This window comes from Polyangium sp. y55x31 (genome assembly GCF_029946505.1).
Classification (GTDB): Bacteria; Myxococcota_A; Polyangia; order Polyangiales; family Polyangiaceae; genus Polyangium.
The window spans coordinates 12,297-36,394 of sequence record NZ_JARZHG010000022.1 but is presented as its reverse complement, the minus strand read 5'-3'; the positions used below and the strand labels follow the sequence as shown (position 1 = coordinate 36,394).

Genomic DNA, 24,098 nt, shown 5'->3' with positions numbered 1-24,098 from the left:
GTGCGATCCGGCACACCGCTTTTGTCATGTGTGTGGCTTTCCGATCTCGGAGCTGCAGACACGCGCCGACGATCCGCTGCTCGGAACGACGCTGCCCGGCGGCTACGTCATCCTCGAGCTCATCGGCGTGGGCGGCATGGGGCGCGTGTATCGCGCCGAGCAGAAGGCGCTCGGCCGCACGGTCGCCGTCAAGATCATCCACCCGCACCTGCTCGGCGACGAGAGCGCGTCGGTCCGTTTCATCACCGAGGCGCGCGCGGCGAGCCGGCTGAACCATCCGAACATCGTCAGCGTCTTCGACTTCGGAAAGAGCGGAAACCAGCTCTACCTGGTGATGGAGTTCCTGCGCGGCCGTGATCTCGCGCGGGTCGACTACGAAGAGGGGCCGCTGCCGTTCCGGCGCATCGTCGAGATCATGTGCCAGGTCCTCGCGGGCCTCGCGGAAGCGCACCACCTCGGGATCATCCATCGCGATCTGAAGCCCGAGAACGTGGTGCTCGAGCCGATGCGCACGGGCGGCGACTTCGTGAAGGTCGTCGATTTCGGCCTCGCCAAGATGCGCGAGGTGCCGAGCACGCACATCACGAGCCCCGGCATCGTCTGCGGCACCCCCGACTACATGTCGCCCGAGCAGGGGCGCGGCGATCCGATCGACGGCCGCAGCGATCTCTACACGTGCGGCGTGCTGCTCTTCCAGCTCCTGACGGGACGGCTGCCATTCGAGTCCGAGTCGCCCACGCAGGTCGTGCTGATGCACCTCACGGTGCCCCCGCCAAACCCGCTCGACGTCGCGCCCGCGCGCAACATCCCGCTGCCGCTCGTCGACGTGACCCTGCGCGCGATGGAGAAGGAAGTCAGCCGCCGCTACCAGACGGCCGACGAGTTCACGCTCGCGCTGCGCGCCGCCGCGACGATGCTCGATCGTGGTGCGCCTCCGCCCTCGGTCGACGAGCCCGGCGTGGCCTGCGGGTCGTGCGGCACGATCGCGCCGCGCAACCAGAAGTTTTGCGGCGAGTGCGGCGCGCGGATCTCGCTCCAGCCGCCCATGAGCCAGCCCCGGCGCATCGCGCCGCCCGTCTCCGCGGGTCCGCCGCCGCGCGTGCGCCTGTCGAGCTTGCCCGAGCTGCCGCTGCCGTTCGTCGGCCGCGAGCGTGATCTCGAGTGGCTCGACAGCTTCCGCTTCGACGTCGATCGCACGCTCGCGACCGCGCGTATCGTCGGCGAGGGCGGCACGGGCAAGACGCGCCTCTTGCAGGAGTTCATCCACCTCGCCTCCGTGGCGGGTGACTTCGTCGTGCTCACGCGGCCCGATCCGTGGGGCGCCGACGTTGGCTACCACGTGCTGCGCGAGTCGATCGTGGCGCTCGCGTCGCTGCCGCCCGGCGGCGGAGAGCCGCACGAGTGGCGCGGCGCGACCCCCGAGGCGCGCGCCGGCCTCATGGCCATCTTCGGCAAGAAGGACCGCAGCGCGCCGCAGCCGAGCGTGAACATGTGGTCGAAGCCGCCCGCGGGGATCGTGCTGCCCGACGATCGTCGCTTCACCGCGGCCGAGGCCCTGCGCTGGGCGATCATGCGCGCGCACGAGAGCAACGAGGGGCGCCTCGTCCTGCTCGCGATCGACGACCTGCACGCGGTCGACGGCGCCAGCCGCAATGCCTTCGCCGACGTCGTCGCCGAGCCGCCGATCCACCCGCTGCTCGTCGTCTCGACGCACCTGCCTGGCTTCGATCCGGGCTGGGCCGGCGCCACGCGTGTGCTCGAAGGTCTCCCGCTCGACCTCGTCTCGCAGATGGTGAGTCAGCCGATGGCCGCGACCCTCGGGCAGGGCGGCGGGCGCTCGATTTCGCCGCTCTACCTCGATCAGTTCCTGCGCTTCTCCTCCGAGGGCGGCACGAACCCGCCCGCGCGCCTCGGCGATCTCGTGGCCCAGCGCATCGAGCGCCTCCCGCCGGAGGCGCGCCGCGTGCTCCAGTCGGTCTCGGTCCTCGGCGACGACGCGCAGATGGAGGACATCGAGCGGCTTTTGCCCTCGGATCGCAACACGGGCACGCTGCTCGCCGTCCTCCGCGCGTCGGGCATGATCGAGCAGGAGCTCGGCGGCTTCCGCGCGGCGCACCCGCTCCTTCGCGAGATCGCGCTCGCCACGACGCCCGTCGCCGTCCGCCGCGACCTCCACGCGCGCGCGCTCGTGGGCCGCGACGGCGATCCGCTCCCCTTGCCGCTCGAGGTCCGCGCGCTCCACGCCTACCACGCACAGGACACGTTCGAGGCGCTCATGCTCCTCGAACAGGTCGCCGATCGCGCGGGCGAGCGCGGTGATCGCGCGGGGGCCATCCTCGCGCTTCGTCGCGGCCTCGACCTCGCGCGGCGCGAGCTCTTCCGCGGCGAGCTCGACGAGCCCGAGAAGGCCGTGATCATCTTCAGCCGCAAGCTCGGCGAGGCGCTCGCTCGCGCCTCCGCGCTCACCGACGCGGACGGCGTCCTGCGCGAAGCGCTCGATCTTGCGGCGGGCGGCATCGAGCGTGCGCGCTTGCTCGCGGCGCTCGCCTTCGTCGCGCACGAGCGCGGGCGTGCGAAGGAGGCGAGCGCCTTCCTGCACCAGGCGTTCGACCTCGCCCGGTCCGTCGGGTCGAGTGATCTCGTGGGCTCCCTCGAGCGCATGCGCGCCGAATGGAACGCGGGGTGAACGAGCGACGCGTGGTCCCCGAGGGGCCGGCGCCCGGAGCCTCCGCCGCGCGCGGCGCGTCTCGCCCCTTCGTCGCGCGCTGGGACCTCGACAAGACCTACCTGCGCACCGACTTCGACACGGTGCGCGACCTCGTCCGCACCGCGATCGAACGTCCCGATCAGAAGCGCACGGTCCCCGGTGCGGCGGCGCTGCTTCGTGAGCTCGGCCGTGCGGGCGTGGAGATCCACATCCTCTCCGGCAGCCCCGAGCAGCTCCGCTCGCGCATCGAGCAGAAGCTCCGCCTCGACGGTGCGCGCTGGGCCTCGCTCACGCTCAAGCCGAACCTGCAGAACATCCTGCGCCTGCGCTTCCGCGCGCTGCGTGGCCAGCTCGGCTACAAGCTGCCGGCGCTGCTCCGCCGACGTTGCGAGCTCGGCTCCGTGCGCGACGAGAACGGCGAGCTCGTGCGTGAGGTCCTGCTCGGCGATGACGCCGAGGCTGACGCGTTCGTCTACTCGCTCTACGCCGACGTGTGCGAGGGCAAGGTCAAACCCGACGAGCTCGTCGACATCATGCGCGCGGGCGGCGCGTACGAGGACACGATCCTCGATGCTGTCCGCTTCGCTGGCTATGTCGAGAAAGGCCCTGTCGTCGAGCGCATCCTCATTCACCTCGATCGGCAGTCTTCCCCGTCGGACTTCCGCCTCTACGGCGCGCGCGTCGTCCCGTTCTACAACTACCTGCAGGCTGCCTTCGTCCTGCACGAGGACGGCCGCATCCCGGATCGCGCCGTGCTGCGTGTCGCGCAGGACCTCGTCGCGTCGCACAACTTCGACGGCGCCGCGCTTGGCCGCAGCTACCTCGACCTCTCGCGCCGCGGCCACGTCTCTGGCCGCGGCATCCCTGCGATTGCCGAGGCCTACCGCGAGCTCACGCAGGGACGCGCCGCGTCCGCGAGCGAGCTCGGCGCGATGGTACAAAGCCTCGAGCACATGCTCCCCGACCTGCGCCCGCCCGTCTCTCGCTCCGAGAACGCGCTCGACTACCGCGCGATGGTCTCTGCGCACAACCCGAGAACGCGACGTTGATCCCTCTGCATCGACCGCATCGCGGTCGATGCACCAAGGGTCCAGCGCTTGCGCTGGTCCGGGTCCAGGGGTGGACAACCCCTGGTCGGGGTCCGGGGCGAAGCCCCGGCGCCACGCTCCCTCAAACCCAGGCGTTGTTCAGAATCTCGCCCACGCCGCCTGCGCCGGGCACGATGTACTGCACCTCGTTGAGCCCGCGCTCTTCCTCGTGCGTACCGGGCTCCGTGCGCAGCACGGCTGGCGGCGACAGCCCTCGATCGAGCCGGTAGGCGTACACCACGAGATCCGGATGATCTGCGTGCACGCGCCGGATGTACTCGGGCGTCACGATCAGGTGCATCGCGATGAGCTTCGCGGGCTTTCCTTCCAGCGAGTTCTTGTAATACGAGACCGCGCTGACCATCGACGAGCCCGTCGCGCCCATCGGATCGGGGAACAGCACGTAACGGTCGCTCACGTCACGCCCGATCTTCGCGTCGTGCCATGTTGCGCCGACGACCTCGCCCTGGGCGTTCGTCTGCCGGCTCATGAACAGGTGATCTTGCCGCACGAGGCTCGGGTCGAGCACCTCGTTCATCAGGTCGAAGACGACCTGCGACGGCATCGTCCCGGCCCGCGCGATGCCCACGGTCACGGCCTTGGTGGTCCTTCCGAGGGCGGTGCCGCGGTAGACGGCCTCCGGGTGTGAGACGGCCATGCGGGTGGGGACGTCCACGCGGGCGCGGGGGAACTCTGTCGCCAGCACGACGCGGGCGAGCCCTTCGTAGAGCATGCGGACCAGGCGTCCCATGTCCGGCTGCCCGGTGTCCGGCGAGCAAGCTCGGGTCAAAAGGGTCCAGGCGAACGGGTCGTCGATCAGATGGACCCCTGGCCCGTAGCGGTGGGGGATCTCGGCGGCCCGGTACCGGCTCTCGGCGTAGGCGGTGTCGACCATCATTTTTCTGTTACACTACCTGGCCCCGTGCGGGGTATTCCTACGCGCGCCGGTGGTTCCGGCGTATGGGTTCGGCACGGCGGACGTGGGTCTGGTCTTTCCAGGCGTCCGGACGTGTACGACACCGGCGAGACGGAGGATGGGTTCGGTGGACAGCGACCTGGCCGAATCGGTTGCGGCGCTCAAAGAAATCTTCGCCAAGCGGGGCATCCCCGTGCGCTTCGGCAAGGCGGAGCCGGCGGTGATCGACGAGCTACGCAAGACCTTCAGGATCCCTGCGCGATTTCGCGCCTTCATCACGGCCGCCGATCCGACGGACGTCGAGACCGTGACTCCGGTCGAGCGTGTGCGGCTCTTCCCGTCGTACAAGCTCGCCGACGAGCAGACGCTCGGGGGCAAGCCCGCGGCGGAGATCCCGAACTGGCGCAAGAACTGGGTGGTCATCGGCCGCAGCGCGCTGCTCGGCGATCCGTACTTCCTCGACACGAGCAAGCTCGACGCCGAGGGCGACTGCCCCGTCTTCACGTGCATGCTCGGCACCGACACGATCAAGCCCGTGCTCTGCGCGTCGAGCTTCCAGCAGTTCTTGCGGATCCTCGCGACGAGCATGGAGGTCGCGACCGGCTTCGGTAGCGGGGTGCTCGACGACGAGGACGAGGCGATCTTCCGCGAGGCGCTCGCGCCGAAGATCAAGACGATCGACTCGGCTGCGCTGCGCGCGGGTCACTGGACCTAGAACATCACTCCGAACGATGTCCTGGGTAGCCGCGAGGGGTCGTTCTTCCGGGAACGACCCTTCCGTCCGGTGAAAAAGCCGCGGGAGTAGGCCCCGATCGGGCCTATGTGCCGAAAAAAGAACGTGGTACGGCACGAGCTTCGCCTGCGATCCCCTTGATTCGCAGCGCGCTCGCTGTCGCATGATCCCCATTCACATCGACGGAACCGAGACGTTCGCCGCGAGCCTCGGCCGCCTCGTGGCGCGTGGCGCCGATGATCTCGGCGCCGTCGAGCAAGACGTCCGCGCGATCGTGTCGGCCGTCCGCGCCGAGGGCGACGAAGCCGTCCTCCGTTACGTCGAGCGGTTCGAGCGTCGCCGCCCCGAACCGCTGGTCATTCGAGAGTTCGACGGCGCTGCTGCGCTCGCGCGACTCGAACCGGATCTCCGTGCTGCGCTCGAGCTCGCGGCCGATCGGATCCGCCGCTACCACGAGCACCAGCGCGAGACCGGCTTCCGTTACGAGGAGGATGGCGTCGTGCTCGGCATGCGCGTGCGACCGCTCGCGCGGGTCGGCGTGTATGCGCCTGGCGGCAAGGCTCGGTATCCGTCGAGCGTGCTCATGTCTGCGATCCCCGCGCGGGTGGCCGGTGTGCGCGACATCGTCCTCGCCACGCCCGCGCCGGATGATCGCCTCCTCGCGGCCGCGCACCTCTCCGGCGTCACGAGCATGCTCGACGCGGGCGGCGCGCAGGCCATCGCCGCGCTCGCGTACGGCACGGCGAGCTTGCTGCGCGTCGACAAGATCGTTGGTCCCGGAAACATCTACGTCGCTTGTGCGAAGAAGCTCGTCTACGGGGACGTCGACATCGACGGCATCGCGGGGCCGAGCGAGATCGTCGCGCTCGCCGACGACACGGCCGATGCGTCCGTCGTCGCCGCGGATCTCCTCTCGCAGGCCGAGCATGACGAGGCCGCGTGGTGTGTCCTCGTTACGACCTCCCGCGCGCTCGCCGAGGCTGTCGTCGCCGAGCTTGGCCCGCAGCTCGCGGCGCTCTCGCGTGACTCCATCGCGGGTGAGGCGATGCGCACGCGTGGCGTCGCGCTCGTCGTCCCGACCCTCGCGCGCCTCGCGGAGATCGCCTCGCTCGTCGCGGGTGAGCACGTCGCGTATCACGTCGCCGATCCCGAGGCGCTCTTCGACGCTGTCGAGGGCGGAGGCGCCGCGCTGCTCGGCGGCATGACGCCGGTCGCGGCGGGCGACTACCTCGCGGGTCCTTCGCACGTCTTGCCGACGGGCGGGGCTGCGCGTTTCGGCTCTCCGCTCGGCGTCTACGACTTCGTCGTGCGGGCGAGCATCATTCGTTACGGGGCGCCCGCGCTGCTCCGTCATGGGCCCTACATCGCGAACTTCGCGCGTGCCGAGGGCCTCGACGCGCATGCGCGCGCGGTCGAGTTGCGGATGTCGCATCACACGCGCCTCGGGGGGCGGGGGGAGGGCGAGAGTTAGCGATCGTCGTGTCAGAGCTTTAACGGGGATCCGGGCGGGGCCCCGTGCTTCAACAAGCAAGTGCTTGAAAACGCCCAGAAATTCGTTGTGGCATCAAACGTGCTTTCAGTCCCGCAGACCGGGCAGGTACCCGCTCGCGTGGGCTTTCGGCGGGCTTCGGATCGGCAGTGCAAGGAGGACCTTCGATGAGATGGATGAGGTTACGGGTCGCCTTCGTGGCCACCCTCGGGCTCCTCGCTGGTGGGGCGCTCGGGTGCGCCGAGGAGCGAGACCCCATCAACCGCGTGCAGGCGAACGCGCTGGCGAAGTCGTTCTTCGTCGGTGAAGACCTGCATAGCGACGCGGACAACCCCGAGTTCTGGACCCAGGGCACGGTGGTCGACGTCGGCTACGGCGCGGCGCAGGACGGCTTGTTCACGTCCACGTACGCGCAGCCCGTCGCGCGCTTGAAGTGGCAGATCACGGAGGACCTCCTGATCGGGCGCTTGAGCTACGAGCGCATCCAGGATTCCGACGGCAAGAAGGGCGTGGGCCCGTCGACGGATCAAGGCGTGATCGTGGTCGCGTACCCGATCGTGTCGCACTTCGACATTCGCTACGAGTACAACCCGACGACGGGCGAAGAGCTGAACGTCCTCGTCGAGAACTCCTCGGACAAGCCCTGGTACGAGCGCGAGTACTTCCGCGTCGACTGGAGCCGGAACAAGAACACCGACTCGTACGACTTCGACACGCTGTCGATGCTCGGCGTCTACGGCGGCGTCGAGTACGAGCCGATGGACTACTACGTCAGCGATCCGAACGATCCCGACGCGCCGCACTTCGATCCCGAGACGGGCTACTTCGACGTCACGAACAAGGCGTTCGCGAAGCCCAAGATGATCGACCTCAGCCACCTCGGCTGGGGCATCGACAAGTTCCCGGCCTGCTTCCTCGACAACGATTTCTTCGGCGGTTCGGCGCCCTCCGGCACCTGCAACCCCGTCGAGCTCACGATTCGCCAGTCCTTCCGCCGCGTGGTCGATCGCGACTACGAGCCGGTCAACTGGGACGGCAAGCGCTTCAGCGCGTACGGCGCGTTCACCGTCGATCGCTCGGGCTACGCCCGCAACTACGGCATGAGCGACGACAAGTGGTACCGCTTCGCCGCGCGTTACAACATCTGGGAGCGCAGCCACTACTACGCCGATCCCGAGAAGATGACGGGCGAGGTGAAGTGCTTCGTCCCCGAGAAGACGTTCTCGGGCGACGATCCGCACCGCGACGCGGACGGCAACGGCACCGAGGACGAGTGCGAAGAGGTCACGCAGCGGACGGGCGTGGCGGGCTCGCGTTGCGACGAGTTCAAGCAGCGCTGCACGCTGCCGTATCGCCTTCGCAAGGAGGTCCCGCAGCCCTGGTACTACACCGCGGAGTCGGACCAATCCTACTTCGAGTCGACCGACTGGGCGACGCACGAGTGGGACGTCGCGATGCGCGCGGCGGTCATGTCCTCGCGCAACGCCGAGTGCAAGGCGACGGGCGGTGATCCCGGGGCGTGCGACGGCCAGTTCCCGATGTACCGCGGCCAGATGGACGACAACTGGGATCTGATCCAGCTCTCCCGCGAGGTCGACGCTTGCCGTGCCGGCAAGACGAACGACGGCCGCAACTGCGAGGCGATCGCGGATCAGCTCGGCGCCGAGCGCGGCATCGATCCGGGCGTGATCGCGGTCGCGAAGATGCCGCAGATGATCATGCTCTGCCACAGCCCGGTCCTCGAGACCGACGATCCGGCCTGCGGCCCGGCGGGGCGCACGGTGCGCATGGGCGACCTGCGCTACCACCAGATCAACGTCATCCCGACGCCGCAGACGCCCTCGCCGTGGGGCATCATGACGGACTCGGACGATCCGCTCACGGGCGAGAAGATCGCGGCGAGCGCGAACGTCTGGTCGCACGTCACGGACCTCTTCAGCCAGGGCATCGTCGATCAGATGCGGTACCTGAACGGCGAGCTCTCGACCGACCAGGTCACCGAGGGCACGTACGTCAAGGACTGGGCGGTCGCCAGCGAGGCGGCGGGCGGCACGGGCGTGCTGCCGCAGATGAGCCAGGCGGACCTCTCGCGTCGCGTGCTCGGCGCGGCGGGCGTCATGCCGGACAAGATGAAGGCCGTCGAGAGCGGCGAGGGCTCGATCGTGTCGAAGCCCGAGTTCGCCGAGTCGCTCGAGAACGTGAAGCAGATGGTCCGGGACGTGCGCGCCGACGCGCTCGCGCCCTCGGCCAACCGCCCGGTGTACGAGGCGCGCCGCCAGCACGCGGCGGGCTCGCCGATGGAGGCGGAGCTCACGACGAAGGCGATGCAGCAGCTCGCCGGCACGGAGAAGCTCCCGCTGAACGACGCCGTGATGAACTTCGCTTCGCCTCTGCGCGGCAACCACCCGCAGGTGCAGCGTGATATCGCGCGCATGAAGGAGATCGCCCTCGCCGAGCGCGGCATGTGCATCATGCAGGCGACCTTCCCCTCGCCGATCGGCCTGACCTCGCTCGACAAGGCGATCCAGGCGAAGTTCAAGGACGCCATCAACCCCCGCACGGGCGCGCCGTACGGCACGTTCGCGGATCCGATGGCGAACTCGAAGCAGGACCAGCTCGACCGCGCCGAGGCGATCCGCAACTGGATCGCGCAGAAGGCGCACTACTCGGTCATCGCGCACGAGATGGGTCACTCCATCGGCCTGCGCCACAACTTCGTGAGCTCGTCGGATGCCTGGGGCTTCCGCCCGCAGTACTGGCAGCTCCGCACGAAGAACGGCAAGGTCACGGCGGCGTGCAACGACCTCAAGAACGAGGCCGACAGCGAGACCTGCATCGGGCCGCGTTACTTCGACCAGGTCACGGCGAACGAGCGTGATCAGCTGATCACGATGTTCATGCACCAGTCGATCATGGAGTACGGCGGTGAGGTCACGCAGGACTTCATCGGCCTCTCCGCGTACGACTTCGCCGCGGCGCGCATGTTCTACGGCCAGACGGTCGCGGTGCATGCGGACCCGGACATGAACGCCGACAAACCGCTCGGCCGCGCCGCCCTCGACAAGATGGACGGCTTCGGCGGCATCATCGGCTACCAGTACACGTCGAACGGCAGCGCGAACATCCACTACTCCCAGCTCCAGCGGACGTGGAAGATGCTCGACGCGGCGAGCTGCACCTCGCTCACGGAGGAGCAAGTGCAGCGCATGAAGCCGTCCGACTGGGACGAGGGTCGCCTCGGCAAGTGGGACCCGCTGCTCGACGGCCTGATCGTCAAGGTCAACGGCGAGTACTCCAAGTGCAAGATGCGCAAGGTCGACTACATGCCGTGGCAGTCGATGCGCGACAACGGCGTGGACTTCGGCCGTCGCTGGAGCTCCGTCGATCCGGCGAAGCGCACGCGCGTCCCCTACGGCTTCGCCACGGACCGCTGGGCCGACCTCGGCAACGTCGCCGTCTACCGCCACGACAACGGCGCCGACGTCTACGAGCTCTTCAACTTCTTCATCACGCAGCAGGAAGTCGGGCACATCTTCGACAACTACCGCCGCAACCGGCAGAGCTTCAGCGTCCGCGCTTCGGCGATGCGCACGCTCGAGCGGTACAACACGAAGATGCGCGATGCGGCCAAGGGCCTCGGCCTGCTCGTGAACATCTACCGTGACTTCGCGCTCGAGAGCGGCTTCGACTTCAACTCGGAGTGGCCTTCGATCGCGAAGCAGTTCTACCAGGACAACATCCTGGCCTCGGGCCTCGCGTTCGATCACTTCGCGCGCCAGGTCGCTCGCCCGCAGCCCGGCGATCACCAGAAGGTCGCGAACGACCTCGTCATCCGCTCGACGGACGACATCTACTCGCAGCCGGGTCCCACGGTCCTCGTCGTGCCGAACGGCGCCACGGGGTATCGCTCGGACAACAGCCCCGCGGGTCCTGCGTCGATCGGCATCGGCGGCAAGCCGCTCGAGAACCGCCTCGCGGACGACAAGGGCAACGACTACGACTCCGAGTACACGATCAACGCCGGGTCGTATTACGACAAGGCCTGGGCCTCGATGCTGATGACCGAGTCGGTCGACAACTTCATCAGCGCCTCGCGCCAGGACTTCCTCGACGCTCGTTACCGCGCGGTCTCGCTCGCGGACGTCTTCCCCGAGGGGTATCGCCGGTGGCTGGGCAACAACCTGACCGGCGACGACATGCTCAAGGGCGCGTGGGTCAAGGCGAACAACAACTCGCCCATCACCGATCCGCAGAAGTTCCCGACGACGCCGCTCGGCTGGACGAGCTGGTGGCCGGCGGAGGGCCCGCAGGTCTGCTTCCCCGGCCAGGGGTCGACGGTCTGCTCGGCGGTCGGCTGGGATCCGGGTGTCTTCGAGGGCGAGGCGGTCAACGTCGACACGCTCATGCCCATCGACGGCCAGATCGGCTGGGAGCAGCAGAAGTTCCTGATCGCCTGGACGATGAACTACCTGCCCGAGAACCAGCAGCAGTGGTGGATCAACATGCTCCGCCTGTGGGAGCAGGGCGTGGACGGCGATCCCGAGTTCGGCAACCGCATCGAGTTCCACGATCCGACGGGCAAGGTGTACATCGCCAAGTCCTTCGGCACCGAGGTCCTCTTCGCGGGCACGAAGTACGAGAAGACCGTTCAGAAGGGCATCTCGGCGCGCGTCCTCCAGTACGCGAACGATCTGCTCCAGCAGGCGTACGTGGTCGACGAGGTCGACTACGACAACGACGGCACGGTCGACTGGTACAAGGCGCGGATCAACAGTGACGCGACGTCGCCGAACTACGGCGCGCCGCTCGTCAAGTTCGACTCGACGATCCAGTCGTCGGCCGATCGTTGCACCGCCAACGACAACACGGGCTGCACCTGCACGGCGAACCGCGCTTGCGTCAAGCTCTCGCGTTACGTCGAGGTGCCGTTCTTCATCCGTCAGGCCCTCGCGGCGTACGGCCTCGCCGACCCGACGATGAAGGGCATCTACGACTGATCGAAGACGCCTTCCCCCCACCCCTCTCCTTCGGGAGAGGGGCCGGGGGTGAGGGGACCTTTCAAAACGAAAAGGCCACGGGATTCGCTCCCGTGGCCTTTTTCTTTGCGCCGCCGGTTTGTCCGGGCGCGCGTTCGTCCGGGCGTATCAGCCCTTCCGCAGATAGCCGGCGTTGATCAGCTTGATGACGGCTTGCGTCGTGTCGAGGTCCGTCGCCTGGCTCTTGTTCAGCACGAGGGCGAGGTGCCCGTGGTTGTACGCGAGCTGGAAGACCTCGATCTCCGTCGGCGAGAGCTCACGCAGCGCGGGCCCGAGCGGGTGCGGCACGAGGAGCCGCGTATCGAGATCCGGCAGCTTGTGCCGGAGCGCGTTGAGCTCGTCGATCTGCCGCAGGCCCTCCATCAGCAGCTCCTGCACGGACAGGTTGATCGTCACCGGCAGCGTGCGCTCCTCGGGCGGGTCGAAGTCGAACGTCCCGCGTGTCCACGCGAGGATGCGGATCGCGGCCTTCAGCGGCGGCACGTCGTCCTCGTTGATCTCGGCGTACGTGACGATGCCTCGGTGCAGGAAGATCTTTCCGACGTCGTCGTCCGACGTGATCACGAGGACGCCGCTCTTCTTCGAGGTGCCGAGGAGCTGCAGGAGATCGGGCAGCGGGATCTCCTCGATCGCGCCGGACATCGAGCGCGCGGGGCCGCGGGGCGCCACGGAGGGGCGGGGCGGCTCCATCTTGCGACGCGAGGCGGCGGCGGTCTCGGCCGAGACCACCTTGAGGATGCTCGTGCCGATGAGCACGCGGTCGCCTTCTTTGAGCGCGCTCTTCTGGATCTTCTCGCCGTTCACGAACGTGCCGTTCGTCGAGCCGAGATCCTCGATCGTGAGGTCCGTGTTCGAGAGCAAGAAGCGCGCGTGTTTGCGCGAGACCATCTCCTCGACGAGGACGATGCCCGCGTCGCTCGCGCGCCCGACGACGAGCTCCTGCGCGTCCTGCAGCGGGATCTCGCCACCCTGGTACTTTCCCGAGATGAAGCGCAGAACGAGCCGCGACGGAGACGTCATGTGTGGAGCTTGTTCCATGTGCGTGGAAACCGAGCACGCGCTACTGCCACGCTCGGTCCGACATTGTGCATCGTGAGACCCTTGGGGTCATCCATCAAAACGACGCGGGCGTAGGGCCCGGGGCCCTGCGTTTCCGCGGAGATCGTGACGCCGCGGAAGCTCGCGCGCACGACGCGAAGTCGATTTCACGTGTGGTGGGCTCGCCACGATCGCGCCCCGCACCCCCTTTCGGGCGTGCGGGACGGGGGTGCGGCTAACGGCTCCGGCGCCTTCGCAGCGCGAGCGCCGCGCCTGCGAGACCGAGGGCCCAGGCGAGCGGATCCGTCGACGACGGCGCCTTGCCGGTCGAGCATGCGCCGCCGGTGATCAGGAAGCCTTCCGGGGGCGCTTGTCCGCCGCTGCCCGCGGCTCCGCCTTGTCCGCCGCTTCCGCCTGCGCCTGCGGCACCACCTGCGCCACCTGCGCCACCGGCGCCCGCGGATCCGCCTGCACCGCCTGCGCCGCCGGCACCACCTGCGCCGCCTGCGCCTGCGGCACCACCTGCGCCGCCTGCGCCACCGGCACCACCTGCGCCGCCCATGCCGCCGGAGCCCGAGCTGACCGTGTCGTCGCTCGGCTCATTCGGGTCACCTTCTCCCGGATCGACGGCGCCGTCCTTGTCCTTGTCCTCCTCGCCGTCGGGGATGCCGCCGTTGTCCGTGTCGGGGTCGAGCGGATCGGTCGTCGTCGCGCCCATGTCCGCGTCGGGCACGCAGTTCCCTGCGGCGGGGTTCGTCCCGGGACCGCTGCAGTCGTGGCCCATCTCCGTGCCGTCGAAGATCCCGTCGCCGTCGCTGTCGGGGTCGAGCGCGTTGATGAGCCCGTCGCCGTCGGTGTCGTCGCCTGGCAGCGGCTCTTGCCCGTCGGGCACGCCGTCGTTGTCCGTGTCGGCGTCGTTCGGGTCCGTGCCGAGTACCACCTCGACGTCGTCGGGCAGCCCGTCGCCGTCGGCGTCGTTGCAGCCCTCGTCGATCGTCCCGTCGCAGTCGTTGTCGATCGTGTCGCACGTCTCCATGCCCGAGGGCACGCAGATGCACTGCTTCTGCGCCGGATGGCAGACGGGTTTGTCGCCGGGGCACTGGCTGTCCTCGGTGCAGCCCACGCACTCGTTCGGATCGCTCGACGTGTCGCAGATCGGCGTCGCGCCGCCGCAATCGGCGTTCGCCATGCACTCCTCGATCACCACGACCGTGGGCGGATTGCCCGGCGACACGCCGTTGCCGTCGGTCGGGAAGGACGTGTACGGCGCGCCTTGCTTGCCTTCGCCGCTGACCGTCGCCTGGTTCGAGAGCGTCGCGGGCGCGTTCGGCTCGACCTTCACGCGGAAGCGCACGAGCGCCGTCTCGCCCGGGGCCATCTCGCCGCCCGTGATCGCGTTCGCGCCCGCGCCGAGGCGCACCGTGACCGTGCGCGTGGCGGCCGTGTACTCGCCCTGATCGTCGCCCGCTTGCTCCGTCTTCGGCCCTGCGTTCGCGCCTTGCACGATCTCGAGCGAGCCCGGGACGAACGACACGCCGACGGGCAACTGATCGTCGAGGCGCGTGTTGATCGACGCGTCGTTGCCGCTGTTCGTCACGGCGATCGCGTATTCGAGCTCGTCGCCGACGACGAGCTTGCCGGCGTTCACGTCCGACGCGGTCTTCGTCGAGGTCGAGAAATCGGGCAGCAGCGTGGTGATCGACGAGACGAAGCCGCCGATCCAGAAGATATCGTTTGCACCCGAAGCATTGCCGACCTGCACGTTCGCGGTCTTCTGGCCGGCCGTGATCTTCGTGGAGATGTCGACCACGTCGAGATCGATGCCGGCCATGCTGCCGGGCCCGCCCGTGAGCTTCGGCAGATCGCCGTTTGTGCTGACGGCCGTGCCGAGCCACGATCGCGAGGCGTTGAAGAAGTTGCCCATCGGGTTCTGCGCGTCGATGACGTCGTCCGCGGCGCCGAGCACGCCCGCGCCGAAGCGCAGGTAATCGTTCTGGCCGGCGGAGCTCGCGACGTCGCCCTCGTAGGCGATGACGGCGAGCTTGCCGTCGATGGCCGCGCCGGGGACGGTGAAGCCCGAGAGCGCGAGCGTCTGCGGCGTGACGCCGATCCGATCGAAGCCGTCGTGCAGCGCGAGGTGGCGCGGTTTCTCCGAGGGCAGCTCGTAGAACACGACGAGCCACCACCCGGCGAAGAGCCGGTCTTGCACGAGGCCGACGAAGCTGATCGAGTCGACGCCGGAGAGCCGGTACGCGCCGCCGCCCTGGGCTGCCACGAGCGCGGTCACGTCCGCGGTGGACTGGTAGAAATACTCGGTCACGCCGCCCGAGACGTTCGTGCTCACGAGGCTGTCGTCGGCGGTGAGCGTCTGGGAAAACGAGCCGGGGCGCTCCAGCGTCACGCTCGTGTCGGCCGTGCCATTGTTGTCCCAGCGCGCGCCCCAGTAGAGGCGGGCGTAGGTCACGGTCGCGCCGGGCGGCAGCGTGAGCACGGCGGTCGAGCGCTGATCGGCCACGGCGACGCTCTCGGAGGCGCTCGCGGTGCCGGGGGCGGGCGCGTCCGCGCGCCAGTGGATATCGGGGGCGCCGTCGCCGCTGCCGTTGCAGGCCACCTCGCCGACGAGCGGCGCGACCCCGACGTTGCCGCACTCGTAGCCGAGCGTATTGCCGATCAGTCGAAAATCGCCGTGGCCGTCGAACTGCTTTCGCAGCTTGGGAGCGGCGAACGCCGTCCCGGAGGGGAGGGCTGCGAGGGCCGCCGCGCCGAGGAGGGCGGCGAGGCCAGACCGGCCGAGAAAGCTACGCCGGGGCGGGGAAGGGGAGCGCGTGGACATGGCAAGGACCTCGCATTCCATCATGCCAGAGGTCACCCGCCGAGCGCATTCTTTTTGGGCGCGATCGCGGCCCTCGCGGCGCGCTCAGAATGCGTTATGACCGGTCAGCGCGTTGCCCAGGATCAGCGTGTGCACCTCGTCCGTGCCTTCGTAGGTGTAGACGCTCTCGAGGTTCAGCGCGTGGCGAATGACGGGGTAGTCGAGCAGGATGCCGTTTCCGCCGAGCAGGCCGCGCGCCTTGCGGGCGGCGCGCAGCGCGAGGCCCACGTTGTTCTTCTTGCAGAAGGAGACCTGAACGGGCGTGATGCTGCCCGCGTCCTTGAGCCGACCGTAATGGAGCGCGAGGATCTGGCCTTTCGCGATGTCCATGGCCATCTCCACGATTTGCTCCTGCACGAGCTGCTTTCCCGCCACGGGTTTTCCGAACTGCACGCGCTCGCGCGTGTACGCGACCGCGGCCTCGTAACAGGCGCGCGCGGCGCCGAGCGCGCCCCAGGAGATGCCGAAGCGCGCTTGCGTGAGGCAGGAGAGCGGCCCCTTGAGCCCGACCACGCCCGGGAGCACGTTTTCCTTGGGAACACGCGCCTCGTTGAGGACGATCTCGCCCGTGGGGCTCGCGCGCAGGCTCATTTTTCCGTGGATCGTGGGCGTCTCGAAGCCCTTCGTCCCGCGCTCGACGATGAACCCGCGGATGGACGAGGCGTCGCCGTCGTCGACCTTCGCCCATACCACGGCGAGATCGCAGATCGGCGCGCTCGTGATCCACATCTTCGTCCCCGTGAGCACGTACGAATCCCCGTCGAGGCGCGCGCGCGTCTTCATCGAGCCCGGATCGCTGCCGGCATCGGGCTCCGTGAGGCCGAAGCAGCCGATGAGCTCGGCGGCGGCCATTTTCGGCAGGTATTTGTTTTTCTGTTCCTCGGAGCCGAAGCGCCAGATCGGGTACATCGCGAGCGAGCCCTGGACGCTGACGAAGCTCCGCAGCCCGCTGTCGCCGTACTCGAGCTCGGCGAGCGCGAGGCCGTAGGAGACGGCATTCATGCCGGCGCAGCCGTATCCCTTGAGGGAGGCGCCGAGCAGGCCCATCGCGGCGATCTCGGGGATGAGGTCTACCGCAAACTGCTCCTTCGCGAAGAGCTCGGCGGCGCGCGGCAGATACCGCTCGCGCACGAACCTGCGCACGGTGTCGCGGATGAGGCGCTCCTCGTCCGTGAGGAGGCCGTCGATGGCGGTGAGGGCGTCGAGCGAGAGCGGCTCTTGGGGCGTCATGATCTTCGGCGTGTGTAGCCCGGATGGCGAGCGCGGGGAAGGGGCGTCGCGGCGCGCGCCCTCACGATCGCGACAATCCACGTGTTATGGATGCTGCATGCGCCCCCTCGACGGCACATTTTTCCTTCCTGGCCCGGCTGGCCGCATCGAGGCCGTGCTCAAGCGCCACCCGAGCCCTCGGGCGGCGGCCGTGGTTTGCCATCCTCACCCGCGCTTCGGCGGCACCTTCTACAACAAGGTCGTCTCCCGGGCCACGCGCGCCCTCCACGGCGCGGGAGCCACGGTGTTACGCTTCCATTTTCGCGGCGTCGAGGCGAGCGAGGGCCATTTCGACGAAGGCGTGGGCGAGGCGGACGATACCCGCGCGGCCATCAATTTCCTCGCCCCCGAACATCCTCACCTCCTCGTCGCGGGGTATTCCTTCGGCGCCTGGGTCGGCCTGCGGGCCGGCGCGATGGATCCACGGGTGAAGGCGCTGATCGGCATCGGGATCCCCATCAACGTTTATGATTTCTCGTACCTCCGCGAGACACGGAAACCCCTGCTGCTGATCCAGGGCGATCGCGACGAATGGGGAGAGATCGAAACGGTCCGCACGCTCGTACGCGAGCTTCCCGGCCCGGTCACGCTGGAGGTGATCCCCGGGGCAAACCATTCCCTCGCGGAGCACCTGGAGACGATGATGGAGAAGATTTCCGGATTCGCCCTGCGCGCTTCAGGCTGATTCGAGCGAGCGCCCTTGCGCGAGCGCCTCGGCGACCGCGCGCCGCCGCAGCTTGCCGCTCGTGGTCTTCGGCAAGATCCCGGGGGGCACGAACACCACGCGATCGACGCCGATTCCGCGCGAAAGCAGCGCGGCGCGCACCCGCTCGCCGAGCGCGTCTTGGGCGGTCGGATCGAGCTTCGTCTCCGCGATCACGTAGACGAGCTCGGTCTCGTCCGCCTCCGCGCGAACGCCGACGGCCACGACGCACCCGCTCCGCACGTCCTCGACCTCGGAGACGATCTCCTCGATCACCGAGGGAAGCAGGTTGTGCCCGCCCTTGATGATGAGATCCTTCTTCCGCCCCGTGACGAAGAGCTCGCCTCCGTCGAGATATCCGAGGTCTCCGGTGCGCAAATGATCGTCCCGGAACACGGCCGCGGTCGCCGCCGGATCGTCGAGGTATTCGTGCATCAAGGACGGCGCGCGGACCTCGATTTCGCCCACCTGCCGCTCGGGCAGGCTCTCGCCGTCTTCGCCCGTGATACGCACGTCGGTCTGCGGAATCGGCCGCCCCACGCAGACGAGCTCGAGCGCGTGCGGGCCCGGCTCGGTCGCGATGGCGCGCCCGGTCCGCTCGAGCGTCTCGCGATCCACGACGGCGAAACGCGACGGCGCGAGCAGCTTCGGAAAGCTCACGGCGACGGTGGCCTCGGCGAGGCCATACACCGGGAAAAACGCCTCCGCGCGGAACCCCACGGGGCGGAAGGCCTCGGCGAAGCGCCGCAAGAGCCCGGGTGAAATGGGCTCCGCGCCGATCATCGCGCATTCCCACGGCCGAAGGTCGAGCCCCGCCTCCGCGGCGCGCCGCGCGAGCCGCAGGACGAGCGCATAGGCCGAGGGCGGCGCCGCGCAGATCGTCGCCCGCAGCGAGGACATCGCCTCCAGCCAGGCGAGCGGCCGCGACCGGAAATCTTGCGGCGCCAGCATGTTCGCGACAAACCCATTGTAGAAAGGAAAAAGCAGTCCGCCGATGAGGCCCATGTCGTGGTGCAGCGGTAGCCACGAGACGGCCACCGATTCCGCGTGGCTCGGTAGTGCCTCGCTCATGCACGCCATGTGCAGCATCAGGCGCTCGTGCCCGAGGACGACGCCGCGCGGATGCCCTGTGCTCCCGCTCGTGAGCTGGATCAAAGCGGGCCCGGGGGCCGCGTCGGGATCGGGCGAAAAGCCATGCGGCGCAATCGACAGCTCCTCGGCGCAGAGGACCCGAACCGGCCCCGGCGCGCCGGCGAAGGCCGTGAGCGCGCGCGAGGTGACGAGCGCCCGCGCGGAGAGCTTCTCCGCTGTTTTGCGGAGCTGCTCGAGAAATCCCTCGATGTTGGTCAGCCGGAACGGGAGCCCGATGGGAATGGGCACCGCGCCGAGCGACCAGATTCCGAAGAGCGTCGTGACCGCGGCCTTCACCTCGGGTACGAGCACGAGCACGCGGTCGCCGGGCCGCACGCCCGACTCGCGGAGCCCTGCCGCGATGCGCACGGCTCGTTCCCAGAACTGGAGCCAGGTCCACGCCTCGAATCCGGAATCCTCCTTGAATCGAATCGCGACCTCGTCGCTCCTCGCTTCGGCGCGGCGGCGGAGCAGCCCGGCGAGGGTCCTCGTATTCATCGGACCCCCTTGTCGCGCGGAACGATGGGGAACCACGCGGCCTCGGCCCGCGGCCGGCCCCGCGTCGCCAGGATCATGTATTCGAGCGCCGTGCGCCGCGCGAACGAGAGCTTGGCGACGGTCATGTACTGCTGCAGGAGCCTCGAGAAACCCGGCGAGATCGCCTCGATGCGGCGGCGGTTCTTGCGCACGTTGTCGATCCAGCGCTCCAGCGTGAGGGCGTACGAGCTCGTGAGGTCCTCGACATGGCAGATGTCGAGCCCCGCGCGCTCGATGAACGCGAGCTCCTCACTGAGGTGGAGGAGGCGGCAATATCCGAGCGCCTCGACGAAGATGTAATCCGTCGCCGTGCTCTCGCGATCCCCGCGGTGCTCGGCGGGATAATAACAATCCGAGATGAGCAAGCGCCCGGAGGGGCGGAGGATCCGGGCGACCGTGCGGTGGATCTCCTCGCGGTTGTGCATGTGGACGATGCTGCCGCTGAAGAGCACCACGTCGAACGATGCGGGCTCGAGGGCGAGATCCTCGATGTGTTTGACGTCGATGTGGACGCGGTCGGCGACGCCGGCGAGGCGCGCGCGGCGGAGCGCCTCCTCGCGTTGCCGCTCGCTCAGCGTGATCCCGAAGAATTCGCCCTGGGTATGCTCGGCGAGATACAAGAGATTGCTGCCCCACCCGCAGCCGACGTCGAGGACACGCTCGCCGGGCTGGATGTCGAGCTTGGCCTGGATGCGGGCGAATTTGCGCGCCTGGGCGGTCTCCAGGTCCTCGTCGGGGCTCACGAAGACGCCGGTCGCATACGCGAGGCGGCTATCGAGCACCATCGAGAAGATCTCCACGTCGTGCTGGTAGTGCTCGGCCACGACGCGGCGCTCGTGCTCGCGTTGCTCCGCGGGCGAGCGCTCCATGGCCTCGCGCTCGGGGCGGGTATGCGCGGTCGAGATCATCGCGCACCTCCGTTCGCCTGCGCGGAGACCTTTTCGGCGACGAGCGCGGCCACGTCGCCCACGGAGCGGATGTGCGGCTGCTCGGGCATGGTGAAATCGGGCAGCGTGATGTCGAACGCCTCTTCGAGCGCGACGTTCAGCTTGATGAGCCCGAGGGAATCGATGCCGAGGCGCGCCTCGTCGAGCCGCGCGTCGAGCGCCACCTGCTCCACGGGCAGGCGAAGGGTCTCGGCGATGATGCGGCGGACGTCATTGACGATGGCGTCGGGAATGGAAAGATTGGTAGCCACGCAAAGCTCCTTGGTGCGGAAAGATACGGTCACGGCGCCTGGCAAGTTGGAGGCCACGCCGCGGGCCTCCGTGTGGACGCTGGACGTACCGGGTGCGTGCGCAGCCAATGCCCAATTCGCGCGGATCTTGCTCGCGCAGCATTGGCGCGGCCGTATGGCTTCGGCGAAACATTGCCGGGATGGCGGACGGCGTACGCGAACGTGACACACGGGCTTTCGTGGCGCGAGCGACGAGGATATGGTGGCGCCCGATGCGCCATCTCCTCTTTGCGGTGACCTTCGGCTCTTGCCTGACCCTCGTCGGCTGCGCTGCCCGCGGCCCCGAGCCGAGCCATGCGCCCGCGCCGCCGGACGCCGACGCCATCGTCATCGGACGTTCGTTCGTCATGGACTCGGCGGCGCTCGGCGAAAAGCGGCGGATCACGGTGTACCTGCCGCCGGACTATGCCGAGAGCCGCGAGCGATACCCGGTGATGTATCTGCTCGACGGCGGCGCGGCGGAGGATTTTCACCACATCACAGGCATCGTCCAGGTCTCCGTGGCGAACGAGATCATGCGGCCGGTGATCGTGATCGGAATCGAGAACACCGAGCGAAGGCGCGATTTGACCGGCCCCACGGAGAACGAAAAGGACAAGGCGATCGCGCCGCGCGTCGGCGGCTCGGCCAGGTTCCGCGCCTTCCTGAAGGACGAGCTCGTGCCGAGGATCGAGCGTGAGTATCGGAGCAATGGGGAGCGCGGGCTCATGGGGGAGTCGCTGGCGGGGCTGTTCGTCCTGGAGACGTTTTTCGAGGACCCCGCATTGTTCGGGACGTACATCGCGGTGAGCCCGAGCCTCTGGTGGAACGATGGTTTCTTGCTCGCGCAGGCCGAGCCGCGCTTGAAGATGCTATCGGCGCAGGGCAAGACGCTGTACCTGACGGTCGGCGGCGTCGAGGACAATACCGAGCAAACAGAGCGGATGGCGGGGATCCTGCGCCGGCATGCGCCTCCGGGGCTGATATGGCATTATGTGCCGCTTCCGGCGGAGGGGCATGGCACCGTTTACCATCCCGGCGCATTGAATGCGTTGCGGCTGCTCTATGCGCGGAAGAAGACGGAATCGGGGAATGGAGGCTAGGCCGCGTGCCCTCGCCGCCCGCGTCCTGGTCGTGGAATCGGCGCGCGTAAACGTCTACACGTCATCAAGATCGCCCACGGGCGCACGTGTAGTGTACGTTGCGGGCGCGAGACATTTCTCCCGGGCGTGTCCCTCACTCCTTAAACGAAGTGCTCGGCCCAGCGTCCCGTCCTCGCGATGTGCCCGCGGCGACGGCGCGCTGCATCATGTCGCTTTCGTGCTGCCGACGCACCCGGGTGAGGGGCCGTTTGAACGCGTATCGATTTCCAGATTGCCGCTTGACCTTTGACTGGACAGTGGGGTATACCCGAGCCGCCTATCGAGTGCGCATCCCATGATTTGGAAGATGCCCACTCTGTGGTTGTCCATCGTTCTCATTTTCCTGACGACCAATCCGGTCGTCCTTCCTGAGGTGCGCACATGAATAAGCTCGGTCTCTTCGGTGCTGCTGCGATCGCGACGGCGTTCTGCTTCTCCTCGGACGCGCGGGCCACGGGTGACGGCGATGTCGCGGGCTCGGCGCTCGACCTCGTCACGGCGTACGTGAACAATGGCACCACCACGGGCAACGGCGGCAGCTTCGTCACGAAGGCCGTCAAGGATGCGCTCGGCTGGTCGAGCAGCCAGTGGCTCTACTACTTCGGCACCTCGACCCTGAGCGCGCAGAAGTGGTACGAGCAGATCGTCCCGCCGGGCGGCGGCGCGCCCACGAACTTCGTCGAGGTCGACAACATCGCCGACGTCGACGCGGGCCAGATCTTCGCGATCAACGCCACCGGGTCGTACACGGGCCACGCGGCCGTGATCATCGGCGAGCCGATCGACATCACGCCCCCGAATGCGTACTACACGCCGTACATCACGGGGACAAAGCAGTGGGCGGTGGCGATTGCCGACTCCACGGGCAGCGAGCACGGCCAGAATGCGTCGTACCCCGACAGCCGCCGGAGCTCCAGCGGCTTCACGGCCAACGTCCCCGGCACGGCCTACATCCGGCTCTACTCGAACGCCACGACGGGCGAGATCCTCTCCTACGGCTGGAGCATCACCGCGACGAACGACCTCAACATCTACGACCAGAGCGAGCGGCCGTTCGCCATCGGCGAGCTCACCGTCTCCCCCTGAACGAAGTCCCTCCACGCGCCCAGCCGCGTGGCTCGAAGCTCCCAGGGCGCGTCCCGCAGGACGCGCCCTCCTGGGAGCTTTTTTCATTTGATCCCATCCAGCCCAAGCTCGCCACGAGCCCGCCAAGCGCACCACGCGTGCGAGCGGGACGTGCGCGCGTCCGGCAGGCGCGTTCGCTCCGACGGCGGATGAAATAAACCGCCCCTCCCACAACCACTATAGCCTTTGCGTTGATATCGGTGTATAGACGATGCGGCTATCGAGTGCGCATATATCGACTTCCTGATGCCCACTCGCCGGGTGCCCATCGTTACTCTTTCCTGACGACCACTACGGTCGTTCCTCCTGAGGTGTGAACATGAATAAGCTCGCTCTCTTTGGTGCTGCTGCGGTCGCGACGGCTCTCTGCTTCCCCTCGGACGCGAAGGCCGATCCTGTGCTCAACGCCTCCATCGACGCCAATGCGGAGGCCCTCAGCGGCGTGAACACGGGCAACGGCGGCAGCTTCGTCACCAAGGCGGTCAAGAACGCTCTCGCCTGGACGAGCAGCCAGTGGCTGTACTGCTTCGAGGTCTCGACCCTGAGCGCCGCGCAGTGGTACGAAGACATCACCACGCCCCACAACTTCGTCGAGATCACGAACATCGCGGACATCGAAGCGGGCCAGATCTTCGCGATCGACGCCACCGGGTCGTACACCGGCCATGCGGCCGTGATCGTCGGCGAGCCGATCGACATCACGCCGCCGGCCGGGTACTACACGCCGTACCGCACAGGGCAGAAGCAGTGGGCGCTGCCGATCGCCGACTCCACGAGCACCGAGCACGGCCAGAACGCGGCGTTCCCCGACAGCCGCCGCACGGCCAGCGGCTTCACGGGGAGCGTCGGCGGCACGGCCTACCTGCGGCTTTACTCGGACGAGGCGACGGGCGAAATCCTGTCCTACAGCTGGAGCGTGACCTCGACCAACGAGGCGAACGTCTTCGATCAAAGCGAGCGTCCGTTCGCCATCGGCGAGCTCGACATCTCCGCCTGCCTCTGATCACGAGCCGCCACGCCGGGCGCTGCCCCGGGGTTGTCCAGCCGAACAGCCACGCGCTGCATTGCACGTGCCCCCGCTCGCAGGGCGTGCCAT

General features: G+C 68.2%; 16 protein-coding genes. 9 read left to right on the top strand and 7 right to left on the bottom strand.

From position 1 onward, the window contains the following. The first annotated feature begins 28 nt into the window (after positions 1-28). Complete coding sequence (locus QHF84_RS30915; RefSeq protein ID WP_281317067.1) at positions 29-2,686, top strand: protein kinase; 2,658 nt, start codon at positions 29-31, stop codon at positions 2,684-2,686. Further along, positions 2,683-3,756, top strand: coding sequence for a hypothetical protein (locus tag QHF84_RS30910; protein WP_281317066.1), 1,074 nt, complete (start codon positions 2,683-2,685; stop codon positions 3,754-3,756). The genes QHF84_RS30915 and QHF84_RS30910 overlap by 4 nt, the downstream gene beginning before the upstream one ends. Positions 3,757-3,877: 121 nt before the next feature. On the opposite strand, the gene QHF84_RS30905 is transcribed toward QHF84_RS30910, so the two are convergent. Then, positions 3,878-4,690 (bottom strand): uracil phosphoribosyltransferase, encoded by an 813-nt coding sequence (locus QHF84_RS30905; protein ID WP_348652899.1) that lies wholly within the window; start codon positions 4,688-4,690, stop codon positions 3,878-3,880. 148 nt (positions 4,691-4,838) lie between these two features. Here QHF84_RS30905 and QHF84_RS30900 point away from each other — a divergent pair, with 148 nt between their 5' ends. The 3 genes from QHF84_RS30900 to QHF84_RS30890 all read left to right on the top strand — a co-directional run bounded on the left by QHF84_RS30900 (position 4,839) and on the right by QHF84_RS30890 (position 11,930). Next, positions 4,839-5,426 carry an SMI1/KNR4 family protein gene (locus QHF84_RS30900; protein WP_281317064.1) on the top strand — a complete coding sequence of 196 codons (588 nt, stop codon included), beginning with the start codon at positions 4,839-4,841 and terminating at the stop codon, positions 5,424-5,426. Positions 5,427-5,607: 181 nt separating this feature from the next. After that, positions 5,608-6,915, top strand: coding sequence for a histidinol dehydrogenase (gene hisD, locus QHF84_RS30895; RefSeq protein WP_281317063.1), 1,308 nt, complete (start codon positions 5,608-5,610; stop codon positions 6,913-6,915). A gap of 185 nt (positions 6,916-7,100) precedes the next feature. Next, on the top strand, positions 7,101-11,930 hold the full coding sequence (locus tag QHF84_RS30890; RefSeq protein WP_281317062.1) for a zinc-dependent metalloprotease: 4,830 nt from the start codon (positions 7,101-7,103) through the stop codon (positions 11,928-11,930). 147 nt (positions 11,931-12,077) lie between these two features. Here QHF84_RS30890 and QHF84_RS30885 read toward each other — a convergent pair whose 3' ends face one another. The 3 genes from QHF84_RS30885 to QHF84_RS30875 all read right to left on the bottom strand — a co-directional run bounded on the left by QHF84_RS30885 (position 12,078) and on the right by QHF84_RS30875 (position 17,109). Continuing rightward, positions 12,078-12,989, bottom strand: a complete 912-nt coding sequence (locus QHF84_RS30885) for a DUF4388 domain-containing protein (protein ID WP_281317061.1) — start codon at positions 12,987-12,989, stop codon at positions 12,078-12,080. 253 nt (positions 12,990-13,242) lie between these two features. Continuing rightward, on the bottom strand, positions 13,243-15,840 hold the full coding sequence (locus tag QHF84_RS30880; protein WP_281317060.1) for a DUF3344 domain-containing protein: 2,598 nt from the start codon (positions 15,838-15,840) through the stop codon (positions 13,243-13,245). Positions 15,841-15,924: 84 nt separating this feature from the next. Next, on the bottom strand, positions 15,925-17,109 hold the full coding sequence (locus QHF84_RS30875; RefSeq protein ID WP_281317059.1) for an acyl-CoA dehydrogenase family protein: 1,185 nt from the start codon (positions 17,107-17,109) through the stop codon (positions 15,925-15,927). 97 nt (positions 17,110-17,206) lie between these two features. Here QHF84_RS30875 and QHF84_RS30870 point away from each other — a divergent pair, with 97 nt between their 5' ends. Beyond that, complete coding sequence (locus QHF84_RS30870; RefSeq protein ID WP_281317058.1) at positions 17,207-17,833, top strand: alpha/beta family hydrolase; 627 nt, start codon at positions 17,207-17,209, stop codon at positions 17,831-17,833. Here QHF84_RS30870 and QHF84_RS30865 read toward each other — a convergent pair. The 3 genes from QHF84_RS30865 to QHF84_RS30855 are packed head-to-tail and all read right to left on the bottom strand — an operon-like array spanning position 17,825 to position 20,717. Then, the gene (locus QHF84_RS30865; RefSeq protein WP_281317057.1) at positions 17,825-19,480 is read right to left on the bottom strand and encodes an AMP-binding protein; all 1,656 of its coding nucleotides are present in this window, start codon (positions 19,478-19,480) and stop codon (positions 17,825-17,827) included. The two genes, QHF84_RS30870 and QHF84_RS30865, sit on opposite strands and share 9 nt — an antisense overlap. Beyond that, positions 19,477-20,427 (bottom strand): class I SAM-dependent methyltransferase, encoded by a 951-nt coding sequence (locus tag QHF84_RS30860; protein WP_281317056.1) that lies wholly within the window; start codon positions 20,425-20,427, stop codon positions 19,477-19,479. Before QHF84_RS30860 ends, QHF84_RS30865 begins: the two co-directional genes overlap by 4 nt. Then, positions 20,424-20,717, bottom strand: a complete 294-nt coding sequence (locus QHF84_RS30855; RefSeq protein WP_281317055.1) for an acyl carrier protein — start codon at positions 20,715-20,717, stop codon at positions 20,424-20,426. Before QHF84_RS30855 ends, QHF84_RS30860 begins: the two co-directional genes overlap by 4 nt. A gap of 251 nt (positions 20,718-20,968) precedes the next feature. Here QHF84_RS30855 and QHF84_RS30850 point away from each other — a divergent pair, with 251 nt between their 5' ends. The 3 genes from QHF84_RS30850 to QHF84_RS30840 all read left to right on the top strand — a co-directional run bounded on the left by QHF84_RS30850 (position 20,969) and on the right by QHF84_RS30840 (position 24,005). Next, on the top strand, positions 20,969-21,838 hold the full coding sequence (locus QHF84_RS30850) for an alpha/beta hydrolase-fold protein (protein ID WP_281317054.1): 870 nt from the start codon (positions 20,969-20,971) through the stop codon (positions 21,836-21,838). A gap of 420 nt (positions 21,839-22,258) precedes the next feature. After that, complete coding sequence (locus QHF84_RS30845) at positions 22,259-22,963, top strand: hypothetical protein (protein ID WP_281317053.1); 705 nt, start codon at positions 22,259-22,261, stop codon at positions 22,961-22,963. Between the two features lie 358 nt (positions 22,964-23,321). Beyond that, positions 23,322-24,005, top strand: a complete 684-nt coding sequence (locus QHF84_RS30840) for a hypothetical protein (protein WP_281317052.1) — start codon at positions 23,322-23,324, stop codon at positions 24,003-24,005. The last annotated feature ends 93 nt before the right edge of the window (positions 24,006-24,098 follow it).

Bases quoted from the DNA above. Each gene is read 5' to 3' on its own strand.
- QHF84_RS30905 (WP_348652899.1), bottom strand. From the start codon at position 4,690: ATGGTCGACACCGCCTACGCCGAGAGCCGGTACCGGGCCGCCGAGATC.
- hisD (WP_281317063.1), top strand. From the start codon at position 5,608: ATGATCCCCATTCACATCGACGGAACCGAGACGTTCGCCGCGAGCCTC.
- QHF84_RS30890 (WP_281317062.1), top strand. From the start codon at position 7,101: ATGAGATGGATGAGGTTACGGGTCGCCTTCGTGGCCACCCTCGGGCTC.
- QHF84_RS30885 (WP_281317061.1), bottom strand. From the start codon at position 12,989: ATGACGTCTCCGTCGCGGCTCGTTCTGCGCTTCATCTCGGGAAAGTAC.
- QHF84_RS30880 (WP_281317060.1), bottom strand. From the start codon at position 15,840: ATGTCCACGCGCTCCCCTTCCCCGCCCCGGCGTAGCTTTCTCGGCCGG.
- QHF84_RS30875 (WP_281317059.1), bottom strand. From the start codon at position 17,109: ATGACGCCCCAAGAGCCGCTCTCGCTCGACGCCCTCACCGCCATCGAC.
- QHF84_RS30870 (WP_281317058.1), top strand. From the start codon at position 17,207: ATGCGCCCCCTCGACGGCACATTTTTCCTTCCTGGCCCGGCTGGCCGC.
- QHF84_RS30865 (WP_281317057.1), bottom strand. From the start codon at position 19,480: ATGAATACGAGGACCCTCGCCGGGCTGCTCCGCCGCCGCGCCGAAGCG.
- QHF84_RS30860 (WP_281317056.1), bottom strand. From the start codon at position 20,427: ATGATCTCGACCGCGCATACCCGCCCCGAGCGCGAGGCCATGGAGCGC.
- QHF84_RS30850 (WP_281317054.1), top strand. From the start codon at position 20,969: ATGCGCCATCTCCTCTTTGCGGTGACCTTCGGCTCTTGCCTGACCCTC.
- QHF84_RS30845 (WP_281317053.1), top strand. From the start codon at position 22,259: ATGAATAAGCTCGGTCTCTTCGGTGCTGCTGCGATCGCGACGGCGTTC.
- QHF84_RS30840 (WP_281317052.1), top strand. From the start codon at position 23,322: ATGAATAAGCTCGCTCTCTTTGGTGCTGCTGCGGTCGCGACGGCTCTC.